Source organism: Protofrankia sp. CiP1_Cm_nod3, from assembly GCF_982290655.1.
Genome location: NZ_CEVIVD010000058.1, coordinates 26,012 through 31,834, shown reverse-complemented (window position 1 = coordinate 31,834; position 5,823 = coordinate 26,012). Strand labels below are relative to the sequence as shown.

General features: G+C 70.0%; 8 protein-coding genes. 4 read left to right on the top strand and 4 right to left on the bottom strand.

Going from position 1 to position 5,823, the window contains the following annotated elements:
- The first annotated feature begins 232 nt into the window (after window positions 1-232).
- Window positions 233-787, top strand: coding sequence for a tyrosine-type recombinase/integrase (locus AC5LUJ_RS13230; RefSeq protein ID WP_493465007.1), 555 nt, complete (start codon window positions 233-235; stop codon window positions 785-787).
- Window positions 784-912 carry a hypothetical protein gene (locus tag AC5LUJ_RS13225; RefSeq protein WP_445548394.1) on the top strand — a complete coding sequence of 43 codons (129 nt, stop codon included), beginning with the start codon at window positions 784-786 and terminating at the stop codon, window positions 910-912. The genes AC5LUJ_RS13230 and AC5LUJ_RS13225 overlap by 4 nt, the downstream gene beginning before the upstream one ends.
- A gap of 201 nt (window positions 913-1,113) precedes the next feature.
- On the opposite strand, the gene AC5LUJ_RS13220 is transcribed toward AC5LUJ_RS13225, so the two are convergent.
- Window positions 1,114-1,677 (bottom strand): GNAT family N-acetyltransferase, encoded by a 564-nt coding sequence (locus AC5LUJ_RS13220; protein ID WP_250282192.1) that lies wholly within the window; start codon window positions 1,675-1,677, stop codon window positions 1,114-1,116.
- Complete coding sequence (locus tag AC5LUJ_RS13215) at window positions 1,674-2,939, bottom strand: helix-turn-helix domain-containing protein (protein ID WP_250282194.1); 1,266 nt, start codon at window positions 2,937-2,939, stop codon at window positions 1,674-1,676. Before AC5LUJ_RS13215 ends, AC5LUJ_RS13220 begins: the two co-directional genes overlap by 4 nt.
- Before the next feature lie 730 nt (window positions 2,940-3,669).
- Between AC5LUJ_RS13215 and AC5LUJ_RS13210 the strand changes: the two genes are divergently transcribed.
- Both AC5LUJ_RS13210 and AC5LUJ_RS13205 read left to right on the top strand, forming a co-directional pair.
- Window positions 3,670-3,873 (top strand): hypothetical protein, encoded by a 204-nt coding sequence (locus AC5LUJ_RS13210; protein ID WP_250282196.1) that lies wholly within the window; start codon window positions 3,670-3,672, stop codon window positions 3,871-3,873.
- 84 nt (window positions 3,874-3,957) lie between these two features.
- Window positions 3,958-4,548, top strand: coding sequence for a 2'-5' RNA ligase family protein (locus tag AC5LUJ_RS13205; protein WP_250282198.1), 591 nt, complete (start codon window positions 3,958-3,960; stop codon window positions 4,546-4,548).
- Between the two features lie 219 nt (window positions 4,549-4,767).
- On the opposite strand, the gene AC5LUJ_RS13200 is transcribed toward AC5LUJ_RS13205, so the two are convergent.
- Both AC5LUJ_RS13200 and AC5LUJ_RS13195 read right to left on the bottom strand, forming a co-directional pair.
- The gene (locus AC5LUJ_RS13200; RefSeq protein WP_250282200.1) at window positions 4,768-5,208 is read right to left on the bottom strand and encodes a nuclear transport factor 2 family protein; all 441 of its coding nucleotides are present in this window, start codon (window positions 5,206-5,208) and stop codon (window positions 4,768-4,770) included.
- 92 nt (window positions 5,209-5,300) lie between these two features.
- Window positions 5,301-5,765, bottom strand: a complete 465-nt coding sequence (locus AC5LUJ_RS13195; protein WP_250282202.1) for a DUF1772 domain-containing protein — start codon at window positions 5,763-5,765, stop codon at window positions 5,301-5,303.
- Window positions 5,766-5,823 lie beyond the last annotated feature (58 nt).

Sequence of the window (5,823 nt, the reverse complement as noted above, 5' to 3'; positions counted from 1 at the left end):
CGATCATGAGTCCTGTTGACCATGGTTCGTGGGGGTCGCTGGTACGCCAGTGAAGCCGGTCGCTGGAAGGTCGGACCCTCTCCGTCCGCACCCGCACCCTGTATCTCGGCGCGGCCGACGACCTTGTCCGCCACCTCGCCGCGAACGACGGCCCGACCGACCCGGCGGAGCTGGAACGTTCCACGTCGAAGCCTTCCTCGCCGACTACGCGGCCAGCCAGGCCCCAGCAACCGTGTCCCTCGTCTTCCGGGCCTTGCAGCAGTTCGGCCAGTGGCTCACCGAGGAAGAGGATCTCGACCGGTCGCCGCTCGACCGGATGCGCCCGCCGGTCGTCCCCGAACAGCCGGTGCCTGTTCTCGCCGACGATCAGATCCGGACCTTGCTCGCCGGATGCGCCGGCCGGGACCTGGTCTCCCGCCGCGACGAGGCGATCATCCGCCTGTTCATGGACACGGGCGCCCGCCGCGCCGAGATCGCGAATCTGACCGTGGAAGACGTCGACCTCACCCAGGACGTGATCCATATCCTGGCGAAGGGGCGGAAGGGCTGCGCCGTCCCGTTCGGCTCGAAGACAGGCATCTCCTTGGAGCGGTACCTGCGGGTACGCAGCAAAGACCGCTGGGCGAAGAAGACCGACGCACTGTGGCTTGGGGAGAAGGGCCGGGGCTCGTTCAGCGCCGACGGCATCCGTCAGATGCTGTGGCGCCGCGGCGAGGCGGCTGGCATCAAGGGCCTGCACCCGCACCAGTTCCGGCACACCGCCGCGCACACGTGGACGCCGGGGTGAGCCTGCGCGACGTCCAGGACGCCGCCGGCCACGCCGACCCGCGCACCACCCGCCGATACGACCGGGCCCGGCACAACCTCGACCGCCACGCCGCCTACGCCCTCGCGGCCCATCTTGCCGGGTAGCAAGATTGCTATGTGACCTGCGAGCACGACGACTGCGCCGAGCCCTAACCGCCCGATGATGTTCTGTGTGCCGCCCACCGCCTCGAGCGGAATGCCCAGCATGACCGGGTTGCGGCGGAGCTCCGCCAGCAGACAGCGCAACGACGCTCCGTCCAGCGCACGGATTGATCCGACCTGATGCACAGTCAGCGCGTGGCCCGGTCAGCTGCCGATAGCCGCAGCCCACTTCTCCCGGGTGGTGCTGTACAGGTTGCTGTCCCGCCACGGGCCGATGGCTGATGCCTCACCCTGGAACACCATGCCGAGCGTGCGGGCGACCCCGTTCATCCCGGCGTTGTCCCGGTTGGGGAACGTGATGATCTCGTCCACGGGGAGGGTGGTGAATCCCCAGGTGATCGAGGCACGGCACGCTTCCGTACCGAGTCCCTGCCGCCAGCGGTCCCGGCGGATGGACACGGCGACCTCGACCCCGGGCCAGCCGTCGGCGTAGTACAACCCGGCCCGGCCCAGGAACTCGCCGGTGGCCTTGTCCTCGACCGCCCACATGCCATACCCGAGCAGCACCCACATGCCGGCCAGATGGGTGATCAGCCGCTCGGTGCCGGCTCGGTCGAACGGGCCGTTGAGGTAGCGCATGGTCTCCTCGTCGGCGTTCATCGCCGCGTACGGGTCGATGTCCGCCGGCCGCCAGCAGCGCAGGATCAGCCGGTCCGTGACCACCGTCGGCACAACGAGCACGGTTGGCTCGCCGGACAGGCCACTCATGCCGTCAGCGCCGGACGTGGCGCGGCCGCGAGCCGTTCGCGGAAGTCGACCACGGCGGGCAGGGTCCGATAGTCCGCCAGCATGCCCAGCATCTCCCCGGCGCGCTGGGTCACGGTGTGGGTGGGGTGGCCGTCGACGACGTCCAGGACCTGGACGCCGACCCGGGCAGCCTCTTCCGGGTCCGGATGGTCCCGGCAGATCAACGCCGCGGACAGGGTGAGCAGGGCATGCCCCCACTCCTCCCGGTTCACCTGCGGCCCGGTGGCCTCGTGCGCGGCCACGGACCGCCGTGCCCACGGCTCCGCCTCCTGGCCGTACCCGATCGACGTGAGGGCGCTCGCCGCGAACATGCCTGCCGCGGCCTCTCCGAGCGGGAGATCCCCTGGCTGTGGCGGTTCGTCGGTCAGGGAACGGTGCATCAGTGCCAGCTCGGCCCGGGCCGCGGTCGCATTACCGAGGCGTCCGTGGGCGCGCGCCCGGTAGGCCGCGTTCCGGGCCCGCAGGTACGGCGGATCGGGCGGATACCCGCCGAAGACGGACACGGCCACGTCATACCGTTTCCGGTAGTAGGCGATGCCCGAGTGCATCCCGGCGACCGACGCGAGCAGCACCGCGTCCTGCGTCTGCTCGGCGTACTGTCCGGCGAGCACGGCGAGATGCCGGGCCGTGGTGAAGTCACCGACGTTGAACGCCAGCCGGGAAGCGAAGTAGGACAGCCGCCCGGCCGCCAGGCTCAACCGGTGGTGTACGGCCAGGCTGGTCCGGCCCTTCAGCGCGGTGTCGACCTGCAACCAGCGCCGTTCGACCTGGGGGAGGAGCACAGTGTGCGGGGTGACGGCGTAGACCGCGGCGATCCGGTCGATGTCGTCATCGATGTCCGCGAGCGTCAGCGGGTCAGGGTCACCGTGCGCGATCTCCCGGGAGGTGTCCGCGGCGAGCGCGGACAGCATGGTGAACGCGCCCGCCTCCAACATCTGCCGCCGGTCCGTGACGCCCACCCCCTCCCGCGGGTCACCGGCACCGATCCTCGTCCGGTGGATCCGTGCGCGGAGTTCTACTAACTCTCCGCCCGCGTCTACCGCGGTGTCGATGGCCTTCACGACGACTTCGGACGGCAGGTTCCGGCCGCTTTCGGCCCGGCTGATCCCGGCCCGGTCCAGGTTGGTGCGCCGGGCGAGCTCGGCGAGGCTGCGAATGCCCGCGGCGAGGCGCAGCGCGCGGATGCGGCCGGCGAGGTACTCGACCGCGGCCTGATCGTTCACCTGTGTGCCTTCCGCCACGGTGTGACAACACGTGCGTGAGATGCGCGTGACGTGTGTGTCAACGGCAGCTCACCTCGTCACAGCTAGTCGGCTGTCGCGCACCGTCATGAAATGTGTCGCGTCGGCACGATAACCCGGCCGGCCGCGCAACCAACAGGCGATTGGGGGATGTCGTGCCACATACCGGGACCTGCACGATCCGGACTCTGCCCCGGCCGGACACGCCGGCGGACGCGGTGCTGTACGCCGTCATCGTCTACGGCCCAGGACAGCAGCCGGTCGAGGTTCGTCTGCCGTTCCCGACCGTAGCCGCCGTAGATCATCACGCGACAAGCTGCGGGCTCGACGGCCGTGTCGTCCCGATCGTTTTCCCGTTCCACTCTCCCCGCACGGGGACCTAAGACGCAGGCCCCCGCCGTCCGTGCCTGGTGAGCAGGGCGGGGGCCTGCCCGAACGCGCGCCGGCCCGCGCGCCACGCCTACTGCCGACGCTGCCCGTGGGCGTGGCTGCGGGCCGGCGCGTCCTTCCAGCAGCGCAGAGAACAGACCGCCATGAGCGAACCGGGCGTACCGACAACGCCGGTGCCAGCACGCCCCGGCGCCACCGCGCATCGTTCCCGGATTACGGGCCGGATCACGGTCGTCATGGACGTCGGGATGACCGCGTGGGTAGTGATGTTGGCCGGCCTGCACTCCCGCGCAGGGGGCTTGTTACAACTGGGGGGTTACGTATGTGGACAGCTCACGGAGAGATCTACGGCCTGAAAGATCAGGTTCTGCCGTGGGATGACGGGCCGTTGGACTGGCCCCCGGAAGTTCTCACGCAGTTCCTCGACGCCGGCCGTCGTTTTCTGCCGGCCGCGCCCATGCGGGATCTGGCCGAGTTGGCCGCTGACTGGCAGAACAGCGCACGGCCGGCGTTGCCCGGTGGCTAGCCTCCCCGGTATGACTCGGGAGCAGCGGCATGTCGATGCCCGCCGGGAAGCGTTCGCCCGGTTGGAACGGATGCGGGAGCACTGGTGGTGGCGCCCCGGCTGGAAGATCGGCCGGTCGTTCTACCGTTCCACATCACCTTCGACGGCGCCTCCGACGTGGTCGACCTCGCTGACCGCTATCAGCAGGCACTCACTCTGCCGACCCTCGACCTGGTGCCCGCGGAGGGCCTGCACCTGACCATGCAGGGAGTCGGCTTCGCCGACGAGGGCACCCCCGGGGACTTGAACGGCATCATCACCGCGGCGTGTACACGCTGCCGCCAGCTCGATCCGTTCGACCTGACCCTCGGGCCGGCGGACGCGGACCCGGAAGCCGTCATGCTCCAGACCGCCCCGTGGCAGCCAGTGGAGGAACTACGCGCCACCGTCCGAGCCGCGATCGCCGACGTGTGGGGGCCCGAAAGGGTGCCTGAAACCGCCGACGGTTTCACCCCACACGTCTCCGTCGCCTATTCCGGCGCGGACACCTCGGCGGAGCCGCTACGTCAGCGTCTTTTCGCGGTCGAACCGATGAGCGTCACCACCACCGTCCGCGCGATCCAGCTCATCGACCTCAACCGCGACGAGCGGGTCTACCGATGGACCACTGTCGTGACCATGCCGCTCGGCGGCTGAGTAACCTCTACGGTGCGTGGGTTGCCTTGCTTGCCGATCTTTGATCGGCTTCGCTCCGTCTGCTGGGGGCGTCTGCGGGCCTCCCGAGATGGCTGCTGGGGGCTCGAAAGGTGCGAACTGCCGCGGGTGTAGCAACGCGCCCGCGGTTGCCGCTGGGGGATCATGATGCTGGTTGACCATGGCCAGTGAGGGGCGCCGCTCCGCCAGCGGGGCCGTGTTTCAGCGGGCCAGACGGGTGATGAGCCGGTCTCCCCGGGCCAGGGCGCCGGGGAGACCGCGGGAGATCAGGCCGACCAGGCGCTCACGGTTGCGGCCGTGGCGGGCGGCGAGTGGTGGGGCGGCGACAGCGGCGATGGCGGCGATGCCGGCCAGCGGGCGTCCGTAGATGCTGATCTCGGCCACGCGTCCGGCCGGGTCCAGACGGAAGTGTTCGGCCAGGTCGATGTCGTGGCCGCCGATGCGCCCGCGGGCGCCGAACACGCACTCGTCGTCGCCGGTGAACACGAAGGTGCGTTCCCAGCTCTGGAAACCGGCGAGGACGTGAGCCATGAGCGCGCCCACCTCTGCCTTGCCGGTGAACCGCACGGCGGTGACGGGCGAGCTGAAGACGATGTCCTCGGCGTACAGGGCCATGAGCGCCGCGTGATCGCGAGATGTCATGGCTTGCGCGACCGCGTCGGCGGTCTGCCGTGGATCCATGTTCACCACACTTTCGGTAACTGGGCACGTTGGTCGCTGGACAGGTCTCCTGGTCATCGACCGAGGATGATGACGAGTAGACCGGCCAGCGCGATGGTCTGCAGGGCGGCCCGGGCCCAGATGACGCTGTCCCAGCGTTGCTGGAGGGCCCGGGTGTCCGCCGGGACGGTGTGGCTGGCCGCGGCCGCGCGGAGCCGCTTGTTGATCGGCGCGCTGACGCGTACGTAGATCGCGAGCCAGGCCAGCAGCGCGGCCAGCGCTGTCGTGCCGCCGATGCGCGCGGGGCTGGTGTCGCTGGCCACGGTGGCGAGCGCCGCGGCGAGGACGGAGACCGCTCCGGGCACGGGCAGCCGGCGATCTCCGTACTCGTGGACCCGGCCGATCAGGTCGGCCACGGAGGCGTCAGCGGCATCGACCGCGGCAGGGCGCAGTACGAGCGCGGAGAAGACATCGGTGCCATAGATGATCGCGGCAGCCGCGACTGCGACGAGCGCGGCGGCGGTGGCCAGGCTGCTCACAACTGCCTCTTTTCGGTCGGTTTGTCAGTCGGTTCCGTGGCTGATCGGCTGCTGCGCC

Coding starts and splice junctions, on each gene's coding strand:
- AC5LUJ_RS13220 (WP_250282192.1), bottom strand. CDS start 1,677: ATGAGTGGCCTGTCCGGCGAGCCAACCGTGCTCGTTGTGCCGACGGTG.
- AC5LUJ_RS13210 (WP_250282196.1), top strand. CDS start 3,670: ATGTGGACAGCTCACGGAGAGATCTACGGCCTGAAAGATCAGGTTCTG.
- AC5LUJ_RS13200 (WP_250282200.1), bottom strand. CDS start 5,208: ATGACATCTCGCGATCACGCGGCGCTCATGGCCCTGTACGCCGAGGAC.